The following is a 16,212-nucleotide window of genomic DNA, read 5'->3' on the forward strand; positions in this document are numbered from 1 at the left end:
CCTCGGACCACTCAGGACAGCAGCGCCTCCAGCCGACGATTGACCGCCGCCAGCGTCGCCCGGACCACCGCCTGTCGCGGATCGCCGGCCACCAGGGCCGAGCCGGCGAGCTGCTCGACCCAGCCCTCGCAGACCAGCAGCACCACCACCGTGGCCACCTCGCAGTTGCCGAACGGCACCACCGCCGCGTGCTCGACGAAGCAGCGGCCACGCTCGGCGTTCTCGGCGCCGCGCAGCAACTCGTCCACGGCGGCGGCTGCGGCCACCGCGCAGAGGCGCAGCACGTAACCGTCGACCGCCGGCCCGGTCGCGTACCCGGCCGCGTTGTCGTCGCCGGCCAGCAGCCGCACCTCCACGTTGGCGTCCAGGCCGAAGGTGCTGACCTGCACGTGGTCGATGACCACACGCGGCCCCGGCACGCCGCCGGTGTCCAGAGGCCGAGAGGGCGCCGACTCCGTCGTGGTCACCTGACCGCCGGAGTACGACGTACCGACCGTCGCCGGGCTGCCGGTGGCTCCGCCAGTGGGCGCGGCCGAGACCGAGCCGGGCTCCTCGACGGTGGCGCGGCCCCGGTGCGGGGCGCCCGCCCGCCGTCGACGCGCGGCGTCCGGCCCGGCCCACTGCTCCGGGCCCGCCGGCGTGGCCTCGACCCGACCGCCCGACGACCGAGCGATCGAGGGCGCCTCGGCGGTACGCGGTTCCGCGCCGGTGTCGCGCGGCTCGACAGGCCGCGCCTCGACAGATCGCGGTTCGACGGGACGCGTCTCGGCAGCTCGTCGCTCGGCGGGGCGCGGGTCGGCGGATCGCGGCTCGGCAGCGCGACGGCGGACCGGCGGGGCTGGCGTGGTGGGCAGGCCGGGCACGTTCTGCGGGGCAGCGGCCAGCCCCATCCGTTCCTGGAGCAGCCGGGCCACCTGTCGACTCACCTCGGCCGGATCGGCACCGTCGGCCAGGTCCAGCCGGAGGCTGTGCGCGCCGGCCGGCGTACGGCGCAGGGCGGCGTCCCGAACGCCGGCCACCTCCCGTACGGCGTCCAGGATGGCGTTGACGTCGAACCCCTCGGGACGCTCCCGCAACGGAGCGGGCTCGTCGTCGCGGCGCAGGTGGGTGGCGATGCGCGCGAGTTCTGGGGTTTCGGCGGGTGGCTCCACGGCTGGCGGCTCCGGCACAACGGGCACGTCCGGTTCCGCGGGGACGCGCTGCGGCAGCACCGCCGACGTGTCGGGCCGTCGCCCGCCGTCGGCGGGCTCGACCGGCGACGCCGGGTCGGGGGCGGATCGGCGAGCCGCGTAGGGAGGGGAGGACGCGGGTGACGGCCGGTCGTGACGCCCGGGGCCGCTGGCGGCGGAGGCCGGACCGGCACTGGCCGAGGGAAGCGGGGCACCGGCGAGGGAGGGACCGGCCGCCGTCGGGGCGGCAGCAGTCGGCTCGGCGGGCGACGGCTCGGGCGGCTCGGGGGTCGCCGGTCGGAGCCGGAACGGTGCGGTCGGCCGGACCGGGCCGGTCGACTCACCCGCGTCGCTCGCCCGGGGAGAGGTCGCCGGCCGGGTAGCCGGCCAGGAGGGACGCTCGGCCGGAGCTGCCGGGATGCGGCCCTCGGACCAGTCGGGTCGCTCGGCCGCCACGGGTGTCGGCGATCCACCGGCCCACGAGGGCCGCTCGGCCACCGGACGGACGGGTGTCGCCGGTGGCGGCGCATCGGTCAACGCCGGCGGTGGGCCGGCGGGCGCCGGCGGCGGATCGACCGGCGCGGGCGGATCGACAGGTGCCGGGCCCGCCCAGGACGGGCGCGTACTCGCCGAAGTGCCGCCGGGCGTCGGATCGCCAGCCCAGGACGGGCGCGACGGCGGGACGCTGGTCGGCGTCGGGTCCGGGCCACCAGCCCAGGAGGGGCGGGGCGGCGGCGGGAGGGCCGATGCCGGGCCGGCCCAGGACGGGCGCGACGGCGGGGCGCTGGCCGGCGTCGGGTCCGAGCCGCCAGCCCAGGAGGGGTGGTCAGCGGCCGGCGGGCCACTGGTCGGCTCGGCGCGAGCGGCACCGCCCGACGCGGACCCTCCGGCCCACGACGGACGCTCAACGGCCGGCGGACCACTCGTGGGGGGAGACCCCCCAGCCCAGGAGGGGCGCTCAACAGCCGGCGGGCCGCCGGTCGGGGTGGGGGCGCCGGCCCAGGAGGGGCGCTCGGCGGCGGGCGGCGCAGTGCGTGGGGGAACGGGCGGGCCGCTGGTCGGGGTGGGGTCCGTGCCGCCCGCGCGAGGCGACGGGTCGGCCGCCGCGCTGACCGGGGCCGGCGCGGCCCAGGACGGGCGGGCCGCGGGGAGCCCGCTGGTCGGCTCGGGCGTCGGCCCACCGGCCCAGGAGGGCCGCTCGGCCGGCTCGGGCCGGGAGACTTCCGGAGGCACGCTGGTCGGAATCGCGGCCGGACGTTCACCGGCCCAGGACGGGCGCGTGGGCGTGCCGCGGTTGGCGTCCGCCTCGGCCTGGGGGGCGTCCCGGGTGACGTCGTACGCGCGGGGCGGCTCGGCGGGCACCGGCTCGTACGGACGGGTCGGCTCGGCGCGCACCGGCTCGTACGGCAGGTGGGGCTCGGCGACCCAGCCCGGGGTGGACTCGTCCCGCGCCGGTCGGCCGGCTGGCTCGCCGTCCTGGCGGGACCAGGGCGGCGCCCACCCACTGCCCCAGCTCGGGCGGTTCCAATTGGGCCCGGACCAGTCCGGCTCGATGGAAGGAGACTCACCCGCTCGGTGCGTGTCCCCGGTGGGGCGCTCCGGCTCGGGGTCGTCGCCGCGCCCGGTGGCACGCCCCGACTCGGCCGACGCCTCGGCTGCGGGCGGGACCTGCCAACCGCGGGAAACGGCCGGTTGATCGTCGACGGCCGGCCGTTCGCCGGTGGGCGCGCGGAGACCGGGCGGAACCTCGAAACCCGAGGCCGCCGTGCCGACGGGCGGCACCTGGATGGCGGCTGGCGCCGTGCTGGGCAGACCGGGGTCGGCCCAGCGGACGCTGCGCGGCGCGGCAGGGTCGGTGGTGGAGTGCCGGGGCGGGCCGGTGTCGGCCTCCCCCGCCCCCGGCTCCGCGGCCGGCGCGGGACGCTGGGCGGGCACCACCAGCCGGCCCCCGCCCACGTCGGGCCGGTCCTCGGCGGTCCGCCCGGGCGGCGCGCTCACCGGCGTCTGGCGGCCCGACGCGGCCCCGCCGTTGAGGTGCGCGACGCCGTTGATCTCCGCATCGCCGTGGCGGACGCCGTTGATCTCGCTGTCGCCGCTGCTCTCGCTGTCGCTGTCGATCTCGGCCTCGTCGTGGTGGACACCGTTGGTGTGGTGGCCGTTGACCCGGGCCGGCCGCTCGGAGTCACCGGTCAGCCCGGGCAGAGGCGCGGGCAGGTCGCCGTGCCTGGTGGAGGAGGCGCGCCAACCGGACGCGGGGGGTCGCTGCCACGGTGGTGCCTGCTCCCCGGCCGCCTCGCGCTCGACAGACGGGGACCACCCGCCCGTCGAGGGCGCCCACCCGCTGCCGGAGCGGCCCGGGTCGTCGTGCTGACCCGTTCCGTCACCGTGCTCTCCCGGGGTGGCGGCTCCGGGTTGCCCTGTTTCACTCACCGCGCGCTCCTTGGTCGCCCTCGCTGAGGCTACCGTGTGGGGAGAGTGGCGATAAGTTACAGCGGCGGGCCATTTCCACGACGCGGTCGAGGGCCGCCCCGGTCTGGGGGGAAAATGCCGGCCCGTACGGAGAACTCGGAGGATCCCATGACCGCTGTGGGGAACGGCGCACAGACTGCTGGCAGGCCCACCCGCCTGCCCCGCTCCGCGCGCCGTAAGCAGCTGCTCGCGGCGGCGCAGGAGGTATTCGTCGCGCAGGGCTACCACGCCGCGGCGATGGACGACATCGCCGAGCGGGCCGGGGTTTCCAAGCCGGTGCTCTACCAACACTTCCCGGGAAAGATGGACCTCTACCTGGCCCTGTTGGACACGCACTGTGACGCCATCGTCGCTCAGGTGCACGAGGCGATGCGCGGCACCAGCGACAACAAGGAGCGGGTCAGCGCGTCGGTGCGCGCGTACTTCGACTTCGTCGATCACGAGAGCGAGGCGTTCCGCCTCGTCTTCGAGTCGGACCTGCGCAACGACCCGGCGGTGCGGCAGCGGGTGGAGCGGGTCGAGCAGGGCTGCATCGCGGCGATCACCGACACGATCATCTCGGACACCGGCGTGAGCCGGTCGCACGCCGAGTTGCTCGCCTCCGGGCTGGTCGGCGCGGCGGAGACCGCCGCGCAGTTCTGGCTGGCCGGTGGCCGGCAGGTGCCGAAGGCGGAGGCCGAGGCTCTGGTGGCGGCGTTGTCCTGGCGGGGCATCGCGAGCTTCCCGCTGCAAGGTGAGTCAGCCTGACCGCCGACCCCGTGATCGGATAGCCTTCGCAGGGCGGTTATCGCCCCAGTTGAGGAGGCACAGTGGAGGTCAAGATCGGCGTGCAGTACGCGCCGCGCGAGCTGGTTCTGGACAGCGCGCAGTCGCCGGCCGAGATCGAGCAGATCGTGACCGACGCCTTCGCCGGCAACGGCGGCACGCTCTCCCTGACCGACGAGAAGGGCCGGCGGGTCATCGTTCCGGTCGAGAAGGTCGCCTACGTCGAGATCGCCGAGGCGTCCCCCCGAGCGGTCGGTTTCACCGTTCGCTGACCGGTCCGGCCGTCGCGGCAGGTAGGCGTTTCCAGGCCACCTGCCGCGGGCCGGTTCCGCGCCCGACGGGTGGCGGTCAGTTGTTCAGTCCGGCGACCGCCATTCGCGCGGTGTGTGCGGCGGTGAGCCTCCCGAACAGCCCCGGCACGTCGACCCGGTCGCCCCGCGCGATCAGCGCGGTGAGTGCGGCCCGTTCGGCGGCGACGCGGCCGGCCTGGGACAACGCCTCGCCGACCAGCCGCCGGGCCCACATGGAGAGCCGACCGGCCACCCGGGGATCGGCGGCGACGGCCACCCGGATCTCGGCGACGGCGAACTCCGCGTACCGGGAGTCGTGCAGCACGTCCAGCACCAGCGCCCGGTCGGGCTCGTCCAGCGCGTCGGCGATCTCCCGGATGAAGTCGTCGGTGATCGCGTCGCCCACGTACGCCTTGGTGACCACCTCCGCCCAGTCCCGCGGCTCGGTGGAGTCGTGGTACGCCTGCAACGGCTGCACGTACGGCGTCATCGCCTCCTCCGGCGGCACACCCAGCGCGGTGAGCCGGTCGGCGAGCCGGCGGTAGTTGCCGATCTCGGCCGCGGCCATCTGGTTCAACGCGGCACGTCGGTGCAGGTCGGGGGCGAGTCGCGCGTCACCGGCCATGCGTTCGAAGGCGAGCAGCTCACCGAAGGCGACCAGGCCCAGCAGGTCGGCGACGGCGGGACCGGGGGTGGTCGGCGCGGACACGAGCGCAGGCTACCGTGCGGGACGGGCGCCGGGTGGCCCGTGCGGGGCACGGACGAGCGCCCAAGGAAGTGTGGCGCAGGTCACATTCGATGGCCCCGCGTGCCGGCTGGCCGACCGGGAATCGGGACGTGAGCTTGCCTGTTCAGGTAGCATAGAGCAGTTGCCGTGGGCGCCGATCTGATCGAAAGCTCAGCCCGCGGCGCGCGTGCGGCCCGGTCCGGCTCGGCACTCTGCCGCCGACCGTGTGGCCCGCGTCATACCGAACGCGCCCTGAGGACGAGACGGGGCGCACCCACGAGAGGGCACCCCCACATCCACATGAGCGAGCTGACTCAAGATCTGATGGACGGCCAGGAACTGGCCCCCACCGCCCCGGTTCGACCCGAGGCTCCCACCTTCGCCGCCCTCGGCGCCCGCGAGGAGACCGTCGAGGCGCTGGCCGCGGCCGGCATCACCCGCGCGTTCGCCATCCAGGAGTACGCGATCCCGATCGCGCTGCGCGGCGTCGACCTGATCGGCCAGGCGCCCACCGGCACCGGCAAGACCCTCGGCTTCGGCGTACCGCTGCTGGAGCGGGTCTTCGCGCCGAACGAGGGCAGCGACGGCGTCCCCCAGGCGCTGGTCGTCGTCCCCACCCGTGAGCTGGGCATCCAGGTCGCCAAGGATCTGGCCGCCGCCGGCCGGACGCGCGGCGTCCGGGTGCTGCCGATCTACGGTGGCGTGGCGTACGAGCCCCAGATCGACGCGCTCCGCAAGGGCGTCGAGATTCTGGTCGGCACCCCGGGCCGACTGATGGACCTGCAGAAGCAGAAGCACCTCCGACTGGACCGGGTGCACGCGCTCGTCCTCGACGAGGCCGACCGGATGCTCGACCTGGGCTTCCTCGACGACGTCGAGAAGATCCTAGCGATGCTTCCGGAGGACCGGCAGACGATGCTGTTCTCGGCGACCATGCCGGACCCGATCGTCACCCTGTCCCGGCGTTTCCTGCGCCAGCCGATGACGATCCACGCCGGGCACACCGCCGAGACCGGGCCGTCGCCGCAGACCCAGCAGCTGGTCTACCGCACCCACTCGATGAACAAGGTCGAGGTGGTGGCGCGCATCCTCCAGGCCGAGGGGCGCGGGCTGACCATGATCTTCACCCGCACCAAGCGGGCCGCCGACCGGGTCGCCGAGGATCTCGACTTCCGCGGGTTCGCGGTCGCCGCGGTGCACGGTGACCTCGGTCAGGGCGCCCGTGAGCGGGCGCTGCGGGCGTTCCGCGCCGGCAAGATCGACATCCTGGTCGCCACCGACGTGGCGGCCCGTGGGCTCGACGTCACCGGCGTCACCCACGTGATCAACTACGACTGCCCGGAAGACCAGGACACCTACACCCACCGGATCGGTCGTACCGGCCGGGCCGGGGCGACCGGCGTCGCGGTGACCTTCGTCGACTGGGACGACATGCCGCGCTGGCGGATCATCGACAAGACCCTCGGTCTGGAGATGCCGGAGCCGCCGGAGACGTACCACACGTCGCCGCACCTCTACACCGACCTGCACATCTCCACCGAGGTCAGCGGCACCCTGCCCACTGCCGAGCGCACCCGGGCCGGGCTGTCCGCCGAGATCGAAGAGGATCTGGGCGGGACGACCCGCTCCCGCCGGGGCGACAGCGGCGGTCGGGGCCCTCGACGCGGTGAGAGCCGCGGCGACGGCCGGGGTGAGCGCCGTGGCCGTGGCGACGGCCGCCGGGACCGCACCGACGCCGGCACGCCGGCCGCCGAGGCACCCACGGACGCCGCCGGCGACGACGCCAGCCGCACCCCGCGCCGCCGGCGTCGCCGCCGTGCTGGCGAGACGGTGGCGGGCGAGCCGACCGCGGTGATCTCGGCGGACGCGGCACCTGCCGAGCCGGCCTCCGCCGCCGCCGAGGGCGAGGCGTCGAAGCCGCGCCGCCGCCGGCGCAGCCGTGGTGGCGGTTCCGGCGCGGGTACGCCGGCCGAGGCGACCGCGGACTGACGCAGCGAGATTCACCCGACATCCCCCGCACCGCCTCAGCGCGGTACGGGGGATGTCGCCTTCCCACCCCACCTGCCGAAAATGGAACGATGCCGGAACCACTGGATGCCGCCCTGACCGAGGTTCGTGCACTGCTGCTCGACCCCGCGCTGACCCGGGCGGTCGCCGCCGGGCGCCGCCGCGGACACCGACCCACGGTAGTGCGGGCCGAGCTGCGTCCGGTGACGCTCAAGGCCGGCCCGCGGTTGCAGATCGCCACCTCCGACGGCGCGCGCCCGCACACCCGCAACGTCGCCCCCGGTCCCGAGGCCGCCGTGGCGGTCGACGAACTCCTGGCCGAGCCCTTCGGCAACTGGCACGTGGAGACGGCCGACGCGACCCTCCAACTGCGGGTGACCAAGTCCGGTGAGGCGCAGGTGCACCGGGCCGCGACGACCCGACCGGCGGCGACGCCGAGTGGTAACGACCGAGCCAAGGAATACCTGCTCGACCCGGGCGACCCGATCTTCGCGGAGATCGGCGGCTCGGCGGCCAAGCGCCGCCAGGTCGACGCGTTCCTGCGCGCTCTGGCCGCGACCCTGCCCGCCGATCTGACCGGCCCGCTGCGGGTGGTCGACCTGGGCTGCGGCAACGCCTACCTGACCTTCGCCGCGTACCGCTACCTCGCCAGTCGCGGGCTCGACGTCGAGCTGATCGGCGTGGACGTCCGGGAGGACCAGCGGCGGCGCAACACCGAGTTGGCGCAGCGACTGGGCTGGGCCGACAAGGTCAGCTTCGTCGCGGGCACGATCGCCGAGGCCGTTGTCGACCCCGCCCCGGATCTGGTGCTGGCGCTGCACGCCTGCGACACCGCCACCGACGAGGCGCTGGCCCGCGCGGTGCGCTGGGAGGCCCGCTGGGTGCTCGCCGCGCCGTGCTGTCACCACGACCTGGCCAAGCAGCTACGCGCCCAGCCCACCCCGGCGCCGTACGAGCTGTTGACCCGGCAGGGCATTCTGCGCGAACGCTTCGCCGACGTGCTCACCGATGCGCTGCGCGCGGGGCTGCTGCGGGTGCACGGGTACCGGGCCGAGGTGGTGGAGTTCGTCGACTCCCAGCACACGCCCCGCAATCTGCTGATCCGAGCCCGCCGGAGCGGCACCGCCGACCCCCGACAGGCGGAGTACCGCGAACTCGTCGACCAGTGGCGGGTCACACCCCGGCTGGAGACCCTGCTCGCCGCCGACGAGCCGCCCGCCGTCTAGGAGCCCAACCGCTGGCCGGCGGTACGCGGTCACCGCCGGCCGGCCCCGGCCGTCGCCGTGGACTCGGTTTCAGCGTCGGCGGTCGCCGTTGTTGCCCCGGTCCCGGACGCCGGAGCGGTCGAAGACCGACACCCGGTCCCCGCTGTGGCGCAGGGCTGGGCGGTCGTCCTCACCCGCGCTGCTCGGGAAGGGCACCACCTTTCCCGAGCTCTCGGCGTTGCCGGCGGCCGTGAACGCGTTCCAGGAGATGTCGACGAGCAGCTTCTTCGTCTCGGCGTGTCGGATGGCGGCGTTGCGTTGCAGCGCCATCCGGGCGCCCAGCACCACCGCGACCAGTGTGGTGGTGATCGCGCCGGTGGCGGCCAGCACGTGGGCGCCGGTCGCCGTGCTGGTGCGCAGCACCAGGACCAGCAACCAGATCCAGAACCCGGCGGCGAAGACGCCGGCCTTGGCGACGAAGAAGAGGCTCACCGCACCGGGCTGGTACGGCAGCGGACGGCTCGATTCGGCCATGGTGCTCCTCGGCGGTGGTCCGGGCGATCGGCGGCACGCGCGCGTGCGCCGTGCCGGGACGGGCACCGAGCTTAGTGTAAGAACGACGATGATCGCTGGGTGCCGGTACGAATACTGCCCGAGTTGGAGTCTCATCGATGGGACAGTTTGTGCGGTCAGTCAGTGGTTTCCGGTTCCCGGCGTACTACGCTCGGGAGGCACATCTTCCCAGTGCTCGGCCGGGAGGGAAAGACATACTGGAATGGGTTCCGCAGACGTGTCACCGCAGATGGCGTTCGCCCGCTTCGTCCGGCGCGCCATCGACGACGCTCGCGACGAGCGCGGATGGACCGTGACTGATCTTGCCTCGCACACGGGCGTGGGCCGTTCCACAGTGTTCCGTTGGCTCGCCGGTGACTGGCAGGATTACCCCGAGTTGGCCAAGGTACGCGGCTTCTGCGCCGCGCTGGATCTGCCGGTGGCTGCCGCGTTCCGGGCGCTCGGGCTGCCCGACGCGGGCTCGGTGCCCCGGCGCCGCAGCGATGACGGCCCGGTCGAGGCCGACGTCCGGGCCATCCTCGACCGCCTGGCCGATCCCACCGTCCCAGCCGAGGAAAAGCACCACATCCGCGACCTCCTCCGCTACCTGGCCCGCCGCCCCACCCGCCGAGCCGGCTAACCCCTTACCCCCTCACCCTCACCCCCACCCCTCCGCGCGTCGATCATGAAGTTATTGCCGCGACACGCCGACGCGAGTGGCAATAACTTCATGATCAACGGGGGTGGCCCCCGGGGGGCGGGCGGGAGGCCGGGGGTCAGGGGACCGTCAGGGTGAACTCGGCGGTGTGGACCTTGTTGGCTACCTGGAAGTCGAGGTAGAGGCGATAGCGGCCCGGGCCCGGGGTGGTCAGCCAGAACTTCACCTGGCCGTCGGCCAGCTCCGGTTCGGGGTGCACGTGCAGGTAGCCCAGGTCGCCCTCGCGCAGCGCCACCAGGTGACCGTACGCCCCGAGGTAGCGCTCCAGCACCGCGTCACCGTCCGCGCCGTCGATCCGGAAGGTCAGCGGCACCGTGACACCGGCCTGCGGGCTGCCCTGGTAGGCGACGCTGAACCCGTCCACCGTCGTCGAGGTCGCCGGGCCGGGCAGCAAACGCGGCTCGTACGTGCCCGGCACGACCAGGTCCACCCCGAGGGTCAGCGCGCTCTGGCCGCCGTTGTCGGCGACCACCGTGAAGTCGGCGTACGCCCGCCAGACGCCGGGCTGCGCGAGGGTCACCGGCACCGTCCAGGTGCCGTCCGCCGCCATGGTCGGGTGCAGATGCTGGTAGCCCGTCAGGTCCCGACGGACCACGATGAGGTGCATCGGCTTGTCGTGCACGACGGCGAACCGGGTGACCGGGCGGCGTTGCACGTCGCGTACCTGAAAGCGGAGCTGCCCGGGGCGGCCGGCCGGAAACTCGGTGGCCAGGGGGACGAGCGTGTATCCGGCCGAGCTGACCGACAGACCGCCGGGCTCGGCGGCCGCGCCCTGGTCGGCGCCCGTCACGGACCCGTGGTCGTGGGCCCCGGTGCCCGGCGGGTGGGTGTGGTCGGCGGTCAGTGCCGCAGCGCTGCTGCCGCCGGTGGTGGTGGTGCCGTTCATGCGACCGAGGCCGAACCCGAGCAGCACGGCGAGCACCAGCCCGCCGACCACCAGCGCCAGCCGGACCGTGCTCCGGTCCGGCACGGTGGCGGCCTGCTCAGGCACCGCCAGCGTCCAGCACGTAGCCGGCCTCGTCGACGGCCGCCCGCACCGACTCGTCGGGCAGCGGGCTGTCGCTGGTCACCGTCGCGGTGCCGGAGGCCAGGTCGACCTGGACCTGCCGCACACCGGGCAGCGCCGACAGCTCGTCGGTGACCGCACGCACGCAGTGCGCGCAGGTCATGCCGGTCACGGCGTACGCGCGGGTGACGGGCTGCTGATCGGTCATGCGGCCACCGTACCGCCGCGCCCGGCCAGCCCTGACCGACGCCGGGGCGGCGTGGCGACCGTCGCAATCCGCGCGGCCCGGGAACTTTCCGCCCCGCAGCCGCCCACCGACCTCCGCGATCGCGAACGGCGGCTCAGCCGGCCACGGCCAGAGCGAGCGGGAGCACGTCGGGAGCACCGGCCCGCCGCAGCGCGCGGGTCACCATCGTCATCGTCCAACCCGAGTCGACCAGGTCGTCGACGAGCAGCACCGGCCCCTCCAGCGCGGCCAGCGCGTCGGCCAGGTCGGCCGGCACGGTGAAGGCGTCGTGCAGCGCGCGTACCCGCTGGGCGCTGTTGCCGCGCGGCCCGCCGGGGCCGTCCGGGCCGGTCGGGGTGACCGCGCCGAGCAGCGGCAGCCGGCCCACGGCGGCGATCCGCTCGGCCAGCGAGCCGACCAGCCGGGGCCGCCGGCGGGAGCCCACCGCGACCACGCCGACCGGGCGGCGGGGCCACGGATCGTCGCCGTGCGCCCACGCCTTCAGCACCTCGACCACCGCGCCGGCGACGTCGTCGGGCACCGGCACGTCGGGCGCCTCCGGGCCCACCAGCTCCCGCAGCCGGCCACCCCAGCCCAGGTCGGAGAGGCGCCCGACCGCACGGCCGGGCAGCGCCTGCTCCGCGGGGGCGATCCGGCCCTTCAGGGGTACGCCCACCGCGTCCAGCCCGGTCGGCCAGAGCTTCTTCGGGGCGATCTCCACGCCGGGGCGACCGAGGAAGGTCTGCGCGGCGGCGAGCGCTGCCGTCGACACGTCGGCGGCGAAGAGCGGGTCGGCGCACCTGTCGCACCGGCCGCAGTCGGTCGCGGCGGTGTCGTCGAGGCGTTCGCGTAGATACCGCATCCGGCAGTCGGACGTCGACGCGTACTCCCGCATGGCCTGTTGCTCGACGGTGCGCGCCTCGGCGACGCGGCGCAACCGGGCCTCGTCGTAGACCCAGGGCTCGCCGGTGGCGAGCCAGCCACCGCGCACCCGGCGGACCGCGCCGTCCACGTCGAGCACCTTGAGCATCAGCTCCAGGCGGGCCCGGCGCAGGTCGACGAGGGGTTCGAGGGCCTGGGTGGAGAGCGGACGGTCGGTGTGCAGGGCGGCCAGCACGGCGCGGACCTGCTGCTCCGGCGGGAACGCCAGCGAGGCGAAGTAGCGCCAGATCGCGGCGTCCTCGACACCGGGCAGCAGCAGCACCTCGGCGTGCTCGACGGCGCGGCCGGCCCGGCCGACCTGCTGGTAGTACGCGATCGGCGAGGGTGGTGCGCCGAGGTGGACGACGAAGCCCAGGTCGGGCTTGTCGAAGCCCATGCCGAGCGCGCTGGTCGCGACCAGCGCCTTGATCTTGTTGTCGAGCAGGTCCTGCTCGGCGGCCCGCCGGTCGGCGTCGTCGGTCTGCCCCGAGTACGAGGCGACCGGATAGCCCCGCGACCGCAGGAACTCGGCCGTCTCCCCCGCTGCCGCGACGGTCAGCGTGTAGACGATGCCGGACCCGGGCAGCTCGTCCAGGTGGTCGGCGAGCCAGGCCAGCCGGTGCGCCGGGCTGGGCAGGTCGAGGACGCCGAGGCGCAGCGACTCGCGGTCCAGCGTGCCGCGCAGGACGAGCGCGTCGCCCAACTGCTCGGCCACGTCCTGGGTGACCCGGGCGTTGGCGGTGGCGGTGGTGGCCAGCACGGGCGTGCGCTCGGGCAGGTTGGCGAGGAACGTGCGCAGCCGCCGGTAGTCCGGTCGGAAGTCGTGCCCCCAGTCGGAGACGCAGTGCGCCTCGTCGACCACCAGCAGCCCGGTGGTCGCGGCCAGCTTCGGCAGCACGCCGTCGCGGAAGTCCGGGTTGTTGAGCCGCTCCGGGCTGATCAGCAGCACGTCCACCGCGCCGGCCTGGATCTCGGCGGTGATCTCGTCCCACTCGTCGAGGTTCGCCGAGTTGATCGTGCGAGCCCGGATGCCGGCCCGCGCGGCGGCCTCCACCTGGTTGCGCATGAGCGCCAGCAGCGGCGACACGATGACGGTGGGGCCGGCCTGGTCGGCCTGCCCGCTGTCGCGCAGCAGGGCGGTGGCCACGAAGTAGACGGCTGATTTGCCCCAACCGGTGCGCTGCACGCAGAGCACCCGTCGCCGGTCGACGACCAACGCCTCGATGGCCCGCCACTGATCCTCGCGCAGTCGGGCGTGCTCACCGGCCAGCCGGCGCAGCACCGCCTCGGCCCGCTCCCGTACCGCCGCCCGTTCGTCGCCCATCCGGCATTTCTACCAGCTGGGGCGGACATCCCCTCCGGCCTGTTGCGGCGGAGAGCTGGTCTGCTGGGGCGGAGAGCTGGTCTGCTGGGGCGGAGGGCTGGTCTGCTGCGGGTGGGCGGCGGTCTGCTGCGGGAGCACGGTCGTCGGGCCCGGCGTCGGGGCAAGGAAGACGAGGTGGTCGCGGAGGGAGTCGGTGAGCAGCAGCGGGAGCAGACAGCGAGCGGCCAGGTCCTCCATCGAACCGAACGGGCCACGCAGCCAGCGGTCCACCACCACCTGCCGGGCCTGCTCGGCGGTGATCCCGGGCAGCTCGGCGATCGTCGTCTCGGGGACCGCGTTGACGTCCACCAGGCCCCCGTCGTCGAAGGTACGGGGCAGGTCGGGCCGGCCGATGCGCAACTCATGCCGCGCCGCCGGGTAGTGGTACAGCAGGTAGCGGGCCTGCTCACGGCGGACCCGGCGCTCGTCGGCGACCGCCCCGGCCGGCGCCGCGCCCCGGCCGGTGATCGCTGACCAGATCGCACCGTTGAGCAGGAGCGTGTGCAGGACGCCGAGCAGCCAGGTGAGCAGCCAGGTGATGATCGCGACGACGTCGACGGCAGTCACGTCGTCCGAGTCACCGGAGCCGACCATGCCGATGAACGCGACCATCACCGACAGGTAGCCGAGGGAGGCGAGCCCGTGTCGCCAGCTCCGTCGCCACACCGCGTAGACCAGCACCACCAGCCACGTGAGCAGGCCGAAGGAGAGCACCCCGATCAGCGCGGCGACGATCGCGGTGCTGATGCTGACCCACCGCCGCGCCCGCCGGGGTGGGGTGCCACGCACCGGGTACTCGTCCCGCGGCATCGGCGGGAACGCGGTGGGCGGCGGAACGGCGGCCGGCGGCGGGAACGCGGCCGGCGGCGGAACGGGCGGCGGAACGGCGGAGACCGGGTCGGCTGGGTGGCCTGACTCGGCTGCCCGCTCCTGGGCCGGCACCACCGCGACGGATCCCGCGGTCGCGGGCAGGGGTGACTCCGGCTCGTTCGCCGGCTTTTCCACCACCAGTGTCGGGTCGGCGCGCAGTATCCGCCCGTGCAGCACGCGGAGAGCCTCACCCGGCTCGATGCCGTACTCCTCGCGGAGCAGGTCCGCGAATTCCCGGTACGCGGCGAGTGCCTCCGCCTGCCGCCCACTGCGGTAGAGCGCCAGCATGAGCTGGTGCCGTAGCCGTTCCCGGACCGGGAACTCGGCCACCAGCTCCACCAGCTCCCCGGCCATCTCGCGGTGCCGCCCGAGGTCCACCATCAGCTCGGCCCGGGTCTCCAGCGCCACGGCCCGCAGCTCCACCAACCGCTGCCGGGCCGCCTCGAAGACCGGCCCGGTGAAGCCGGCGAACGGTTCCCCCTGCCACAGGGCCAGGGCTGCGGCCAGCTCGGTCACCGCGTCGGTGGCACGGCCCTCCGCGCGGCGTTGTCGGGCGCGGTGCACCCCCCGCTCGAAGCGGACCGCGTCCACCGCCTCGGGGCTGACCCGGAGCAGGTAGCCGGCGTCGGTGAGGCTGAGCACCTGTCCCGGCGTACGCGGCGACCGGTCCGGTTCCAGCACCCGGCGCAGCCCGGCCACGTACTTCTGCACCACGTTCGGGCCGTTGGCGGGCGGGTCCTCCGGCCAGACCGCCTCGACGATCTGCCCGGTGGAGACCGAGCGGCCGGCGGAGAGCAGCAGTACGGCGAGCACCGCGCGCTGCTTGCCGGGACCGAGGTCGATCTCCCGGTCGGCGTACCAGGCCCGCTGAGGCCCGAGGATCTCGAAACGCAGCTGTCCTGACATGCGAGTTTCCGCTCCTGACACCCCCGCGAGCGCCGGACGGCAGTGCCCGGCAGCCGGACGGCAGCATATCGGCAGCCGAACCGCCGTGCCGGCCGGCAGCATCGTCGTCGGCAGAAGCCAGGCAGCGAGAAAGAGAAGTGCGATGACACAGGCAACGGGCACCGCCGGCACCATCCGACGGACGGTCGGTACGGCCGCCGCCGTGCTGGCCGCGACCACCCTGCTCGCGGGTTGCGGGTCGAAGAGCGAACCGGCCGCGGCGCCACAGAGCAGCCCGTCCGCCAGCCCGAGCGTCAGTCCGAAGGAGGCGCTCCTCGACGCCGTCCCGGACGGCACCGAGGGGGCGTTCCGGTTGAGCGGCAAGGACGCGTCGAGCACCGTCGACGGCCGGGTCGACCCGGCGGCGAAGGGACTCGAACTCAACATGGTCATGCCGCCGGACTCCGACGGCATCGCGTTGAAGATGTCGTTCCTGGTGATCGAGGAGCAGTACTGGGTGAAGGTGAAGCTCAGCGGCCGTCCCGGCCTGCCGAAGTTCCCCGACAAGTGGATGAAGCTGGACCGCGCGAAGCTGACCGACGCCGAGAGCGTCCCGTCCTACGACGGTGTGGACCAGGGCAACGCCGGTCCGCTGATCCAGGCGGCCACCTCGGTCGAGGAGAAGAGCCCCGGTCAGTACGTCGGGTTCATCGACGTGAGCGAGCCGGAGGCGTCGAAGGCGCTGGAGGAGGGCGAGGCGGCGGCCCTCGGGGAGGCCGCCAAGAAGGTGCCGTTCACCGCGGTGGTCGGCGCGGACAAGCACCTGGCCTCGCTGACGTTGAAGATGCCGGCCGCCGGCAAGGCGAAGGCGTACGACTACGTCGTCAAGTACGCCGACTACGGCAGCGCGCCGAAGATCAGCGTGCCGACCGGCGCCGCCGCCACGAAGGCGCCGGCGATGGCGTACGAGTTGTTGAACGGCTGATCGGCTGACCCACGACGCAGAGGGCGGCGGCCACACGGGGGGCCGCCGCCCTGT

Annotated in this window: 13 protein-coding genes; 6 read left to right on the top strand and 7 right to left on the bottom strand. The window is 74.4% G+C overall.

The features are described 5' to 3' along the window. Positions 1-11: 11 nt before the first annotated feature. Positions 12-3,599, bottom strand: a complete 3,588-nt coding sequence (locus ABZT87_RS12690; protein WP_355135483.1) for a hypothetical protein — start codon at positions 3,597-3,599, stop codon at positions 12-14. A gap of 147 nt (positions 3,600-3,746) precedes the next feature. Here ABZT87_RS12690 and ABZT87_RS12695 point away from each other — a divergent pair, with 147 nt between their 5' ends. Then, complete coding sequence (locus tag ABZT87_RS12695; protein WP_039909051.1) at positions 3,747-4,385, top strand: TetR/AcrR family transcriptional regulator; 639 nt, start codon at positions 3,747-3,749, stop codon at positions 4,383-4,385. 62 nt (positions 4,386-4,447) lie between these two features. Further along, on the top strand, positions 4,448-4,675 hold the full coding sequence (locus ABZT87_RS12700) for a DUF3107 domain-containing protein (protein WP_030329796.1): 228 nt from the start codon (positions 4,448-4,450) through the stop codon (positions 4,673-4,675). Positions 4,676-4,751: 76 nt separating this feature from the next. On the opposite strand, the gene ABZT87_RS12705 is transcribed toward ABZT87_RS12700, so the two are convergent. Continuing rightward, positions 4,752-5,402 carry a ferritin-like fold-containing protein gene (locus ABZT87_RS12705; RefSeq protein ID WP_355135485.1) on the bottom strand — a complete coding sequence of 217 codons (651 nt, stop codon included), beginning with the start codon at positions 5,400-5,402 and terminating at the stop codon, positions 4,752-4,754. 318 nt (positions 5,403-5,720) lie between these two features. Here ABZT87_RS12705 and ABZT87_RS12710 point away from each other — a divergent pair, with 318 nt between their 5' ends. Then, positions 5,721-7,409 carry a DEAD/DEAH box helicase gene (locus ABZT87_RS12710; protein ID WP_355135487.1) on the top strand — a complete coding sequence of 563 codons (1,689 nt, stop codon included), beginning with the start codon at positions 5,721-5,723 and terminating at the stop codon, positions 7,407-7,409. 89 nt (positions 7,410-7,498) lie between these two features. Next, positions 7,499-8,653: an SAM-dependent methyltransferase gene (locus ABZT87_RS12715; RefSeq protein WP_354854396.1), complete on the top strand. Its 1,155-nt coding sequence runs from the start codon at positions 7,499-7,501 to the stop codon at positions 8,651-8,653. A 69-nt stretch (positions 8,654-8,722) separates the two neighbouring features. Here ABZT87_RS12715 and ABZT87_RS12720 read toward each other — a convergent pair whose 3' ends face one another. Beyond that, entirely contained in the window at positions 8,723-9,166 is a 444-nt protein-coding gene (locus ABZT87_RS12720; RefSeq protein WP_355135488.1) for a hypothetical protein, read from the bottom strand. A gap of 241 nt (positions 9,167-9,407) precedes the next feature. Here ABZT87_RS12720 and ABZT87_RS12725 point away from each other — a divergent pair, with 241 nt between their 5' ends. Further along, complete coding sequence (locus ABZT87_RS12725) at positions 9,408-9,824, top strand: helix-turn-helix transcriptional regulator (protein ID WP_355135490.1); 417 nt, start codon at positions 9,408-9,410, stop codon at positions 9,822-9,824. 136 nt (positions 9,825-9,960) lie between these two features. On the opposite strand, the gene ABZT87_RS12730 is transcribed toward ABZT87_RS12725, so the two are convergent. The 4 genes from ABZT87_RS12730 to ABZT87_RS12745 form a co-directional block, all read right to left on the bottom strand. Beyond that, complete coding sequence (locus tag ABZT87_RS12730) at positions 9,961-10,893, bottom strand: hypothetical protein (RefSeq protein WP_355135492.1); 933 nt, start codon at positions 10,891-10,893, stop codon at positions 9,961-9,963. Further along, entirely contained in the window at positions 10,886-11,116 is a 231-nt protein-coding gene (locus ABZT87_RS12735) for a heavy metal-associated domain-containing protein (RefSeq protein ID WP_354854407.1), read from the bottom strand. The genes ABZT87_RS12730 and ABZT87_RS12735 overlap by 8 nt, the downstream gene beginning before the upstream one ends. Before the next feature lie 133 nt (positions 11,117-11,249). Next, positions 11,250-13,379, bottom strand: a complete 2,130-nt coding sequence (locus ABZT87_RS12740; RefSeq protein WP_354854409.1) for a DEAD/DEAH box helicase — start codon at positions 13,377-13,379, stop codon at positions 11,250-11,252. Positions 13,380-13,388: 9 nt separating this feature from the next. Further along, positions 13,389-15,194, bottom strand: a complete 1,806-nt coding sequence (locus ABZT87_RS12745) for a BTAD domain-containing putative transcriptional regulator (RefSeq protein ID WP_355135494.1) — start codon at positions 15,192-15,194, stop codon at positions 13,389-13,391. 142 nt (positions 15,195-15,336) lie between these two features. On the opposite strand from ABZT87_RS12745, the gene ABZT87_RS12750 reads away from it, so the two are divergent. Further along, positions 15,337-16,158 carry a hypothetical protein gene (locus tag ABZT87_RS12750; RefSeq protein ID WP_355067736.1) on the top strand — a complete coding sequence of 274 codons (822 nt, stop codon included), beginning with the start codon at positions 15,337-15,339 and terminating at the stop codon, positions 16,156-16,158. The last annotated feature ends 54 nt before the right edge of the window (positions 16,159-16,212 follow it).

The organism is Micromonospora sp. NPDC005237 (assembly GCF_040607775.1).
Classification (GTDB): Bacteria; Actinomycetota; Actinomycetes; order Mycobacteriales; family Micromonosporaceae; genus Micromonospora.

What these genes read in the sequence shown, in the direction of transcription:
- ABZT87_RS12725 (WP_355135490.1), top strand. Translation starts at nt 9,408, where the DNA reads ATGGGTTCCGCAGACGTGTCACCGCAGATGGCGTTCGCCCGCTTCGTC.
- ABZT87_RS12735 (WP_354854407.1), bottom strand. Translation starts at nt 11,116, where the DNA reads ATGACCGATCAGCAGCCCGTCACCCGCGCGTACGCCGTGACCGGCATG.
- ABZT87_RS12715 (WP_354854396.1), top strand. Translation starts at nt 7,499, where the DNA reads ATGCCGGAACCACTGGATGCCGCCCTGACCGAGGTTCGTGCACTGCTG.
- ABZT87_RS12720 (WP_355135488.1), bottom strand. Translation starts at nt 9,166, where the DNA reads ATGGCCGAATCGAGCCGTCCGCTGCCGTACCAGCCCGGTGCGGTGAGC.
- ABZT87_RS12710 (WP_355135487.1), top strand. Translation starts at nt 5,721, where the DNA reads ATGAGCGAGCTGACTCAAGATCTGATGGACGGCCAGGAACTGGCCCCC.
- ABZT87_RS12740 (WP_354854409.1), bottom strand. Translation starts at nt 13,379, where the DNA reads ATGGGCGACGAACGGGCGGCGGTACGGGAGCGGGCCGAGGCGGTGCTG.
- ABZT87_RS12750 (WP_355067736.1), top strand. Translation starts at nt 15,337, where the DNA reads ATGACACAGGCAACGGGCACCGCCGGCACCATCCGACGGACGGTCGGT.
- ABZT87_RS12695 (WP_039909051.1), top strand. Translation starts at nt 3,747, where the DNA reads ATGACCGCTGTGGGGAACGGCGCACAGACTGCTGGCAGGCCCACCCGC.
- ABZT87_RS12745 (WP_355135494.1), bottom strand. Translation starts at nt 15,194, where the DNA reads ATGTCAGGACAGCTGCGTTTCGAGATCCTCGGGCCTCAGCGGGCCTGG.